The 3751-nt window shown below is 62.1% G+C and carries 1 protein-coding gene; it reads right to left on the reverse strand.

Going from position 1 to position 3751, the window contains the following annotated elements; genetic code table 11:
* The coding region (locus N5C91_RS31710; RefSeq protein WP_279834476.1) for an Ig-like domain-containing protein at nt 1–3751 on the reverse strand (3751 nt) is incomplete at both ends.

The following is a 3751-nucleotide window of genomic DNA, read 5'->3' on the forward strand; positions in this document are numbered from 1 at the left end:
TCAGGTCGAGGACCTGGTCGTGCCCGGCCACCGCGAGGGTGTCCACTCCGGCTGAGCCATGGATGCCCTGGTTGGCGTCGCTGGCCAGGTAGGCCTCTGCGTTGCTCAGGCTGACATAGCTGTCGTTGGCGCCGTAGAAGGAGTCCGACAGCGCAGCGATATCCACCATCGGCACCACGTGACCGAGCACGTCGGCATGCACGGCAGCGACCGATTCCTCTGGCGCAACGTGGGATTGCTCCATGCCAGGCGATTGCTCACCGGACTCGTTGCGCTGCGACTCGGCAACCTGTGCCGACAGTTGCTCAGTGCTCGACTGGCTATCCGCCGCGACAGCCTGATGCTCTGCCACAGGAGCGGACTCGTGTTTCTCCGCTTGAGCCTGCTCTGCGACCGGTTGTGCCTTGTCAGCGGAGTCATCGGCCGCGACTTCGGACACGTTCTGCCTGACGGCACTGACAGTACCGGCAGCCCCCCACACGAGGTGGTCGATAATCACACCACCGCCATCCTTGACAGTGACGACCATGGTCGAGATGAGCCGTCCGCCAGTTGCGGTGAAGTCCATCTTGAACCATTCAGTGGCCCTACCCGAAACAGGGAGGATTTCCTTATTCCCAAGGTAAACTCCATTGATATCGTAGTAGCTGATAGCCACGCCTTTTTTATTGGTAAGGTTGCCATCAACTCGAGTTACCAGCAGTGATGTATATCCTGCTCCGTCACCAGGCAATGTGAAGGTGAAGGTAACGCCCTCGCTAACCTGTATCGAAGCTGGAGTGGTCGGTTGGCTCATACCAGCATCTGTAAAGCCGCTTGTAGTTCTCTGTAGGTCGCCAATATTGGAGAAACTTATTCCTACCCCAGACGTAAGCGCACTATTTGTCGAGTTGGCATTAAAGGAATCAAATTCCTCAACCCCCGTTGTGCCGGTATAGGCACTGACCGTGAAGCCGAAGGAGTTCGACATCACGCTGGTGTTGCCGGCTGCGTCGACTGCTTTGGCCGTGATGCTGTGCGTGCTATTCGACAGGTTCGAGCCCGGGACGAACGACCAGGAGCCGCTGCTATTGGCATTGGCATAGCCAATGACCGAGCCGTTGTCGTAGATCGTGACCGAGCTGTTGGCTTCGGCCGTGCCGCTGATCGTCGGACGGGGATCGTCGGTGGTTTCGCCCAGAGTCAGGGGGCCCTGCTTGGAGCCGACAGCGTCATAGACCGAGGTGATCTGCGGAGTGGTGGAAACCAGGTCCACGCTGTAGCCGTGGTTGGCGTTGACGTTGGCACTGTTGCCCGCCGCATCGTGGGCCACCAGGGTGGCCTGGATGTTGCTGGCCGCAGCCAGGTCGCTGCCGGTTACCGAGACGCTCCAGTTGCCCGCGGAGTTGACCGCGGCACTGTAGGCGTGACCATTGAGCGTGAAGCTGACCACATCACCGTTGGTGAACTCACCCGTGACCTTGCCGCTGACGGTTTGCTGGGCCTGCGACTTGGCAAAGTTGATCATGTCGTTGCCGGCGATCACGTCGATGCTCAGGTTCGCCACCGGCGGTGTGTAGTCGGTGGTCAGGCTGAAGACATCGGACTTGACGCTGGTGCTGCCGGCCACGTTGGTCGCATCGACGGTGAAGTCGTGCCGGCCTTCGCTGAGCGCTGAGGTGGGGGTGAAGGTCCACTTGCCGGTGCCATCGGCGGTGGTGCTGCCGATCTTGCTGCCGTTGTCGTAGACGGCCACGGTGGCATTGGCGTCGGACGTACCCGTAAGGGTCGGCTTCGAATCGTCGGTGACGCCGCCTCTGGCGATCGGACCGGTGATGATGCCCACGTCATCGATGATCTGCATGATCACCGGCTTGGTGGCAGCGACGTCGACCACGTAGTTGTGGCTGGCCGTGACGTTGGCGGTGTTGCCCCACTGGTCGGTGGACCTCACTTCCGCAGCAAGGCGGTGGTTTACATCGGCCACCAGCTCGGAACCCGGAACCGTTACGCTCCAGGCACCCGCCGCGTTGGCAGTGGTGGTGTAGACCACACCGTTGACGGTGATCTTGACCACATCGCCAGGCAGGGCGCCGACAACGGTACCGGTGATTTGCTGGTTGGTCGCCGCTTCGGGAGCGCTGATGATGTCGTCGCCGCCGATCTTGTCGATGTACAGATAGAGATCCGGCAGCGAAGTGTGCACCTCGTAGGCATGGGTGGCGGTCGCTTCGGTGGTGTTGCCGTAGGTATCGCTGGCAATGATCTTGCCGTCGATAACATGGTCGGAATCAGCCACCAGTTTCGAGCCCGGTACACCGGAGATGGTCCATTTACCTGCCGCGTTGACGGCGGCGCTGTAAGTGGTGCCGCCGATCACGAGGCTGACGATGTCGCCAGCTCGCGCTCCGGTCGAGCCCCCGGTGATGGTCTGGGGCTGCATGGACTCGGCGAAGTTGACGACGTCGTCGCCGGCCACCACGTTGATCGTCAGGGTGACGTTCTGCGGCGGGACGACTTTCACCATGTAGGCATGGTCAGCCACTACGCTGGCGCTGTTGCCAGCCACATCGTGGGCCACCAGGGTGGCGTGGATGTTGGAGGCTGTGGCCAGGTCGGCACCCGGAACGGAGACGTTCCAGTCGCCCGTGGCGCTGACGGCGGCGCTGTAGGCATGGCCGTTGAGGGTGAAGCTGACGATGTCGCCGGCCAGGAACTCGCCGCCAACCTTGCCGCTGATGGTCTGGTTGACCTTGGATTCGGCGAGGTTGAGCACGTCGTCGCCCGCCACCACGTTGATGGTCAGCGTCGCTACTGGCGGGGTGTAGTCGGTGATGATGTTGAACGGGTCGGACTTGACGCTGGTGTTGCCAGCCTGGTCGGTTGCGTCAACGGTGAAGACGTGCGGGCCTTCGCTGATCGGGTTGGTGGGGGTGAAGTTCCATTTGCCGTCGGTGCCTGCGGTCGCGGTGCCCAGCGGGGTGCCGTTGTCGTAGACGGTGACTTTGGCGCCGGCTTCGGTGGTACCCGACAGGGTCGGCTTGGAGTCGTCCGTCACGCCACCTTTGGCGATCGGGCCGGTGATGCTGCCGACGTCGTCCAGGATCTGATCGATGGTCGGTTTGGCCGGGGGTACGATATCCACGCTGTAGGCATGGCTGGCGGTGGCGGTGTTGGCGTTGCCGGCTGTGTCGTGACCGATGACGGTGGCGTTGATCGAGCGGGCGCTGTCACCCACCAGGTCGCTGCCCGGAACGCTGACGCTCCATTTGCCGTCGGCCGCCACACTGGCGCTGTAGGCGTGGCCGTTGAGGGTGAAGGTGACTTTGTCGCCCGCCACGTAGGTGCCCATGACCTTGCCGCTGATGGTCTGGTTGGTCTGCGACTCGGCCAGGTTGACAATGTCGTCACCGGCGACGGTGTCGATGGTCAGCGTGGTGGTGCCCGGGTCGGTGATCACGCTATAGGCATGACTGGCGGTGATGTTGCCGACGTTGCCGGCGGCATCGTGCGCTGCCAGGGTGGCATCGATCTTGTGGCTGGTTTCAGCCACCAGCTTGCTACCCGGAACCGAGACGCTCCAGTCACCATTGGCTGCTACAGCGGCGCTGTAGGTGGTGCCGTCGAGTTTGAAGCTGACGATGTCGCCAGCCTTGAACTCGCCAGTGGCCTTGCCGCTGATGGTCTGGTTTACCTTGGACTCTTCGAGGTTGACGATGTCGTCACCGGCGACCACGTTGATGGTCAGCGTGGTGGTGCTCGGGCTCGGCGG

This window comes from Pseudomonas sp. GD03903, assembly GCF_029840045.1.
Lineage (GTDB): Bacteria > Pseudomonadota > Gammaproteobacteria > Pseudomonadales > Pseudomonadaceae > Pseudomonas > Pseudomonas pseudonitroreducens.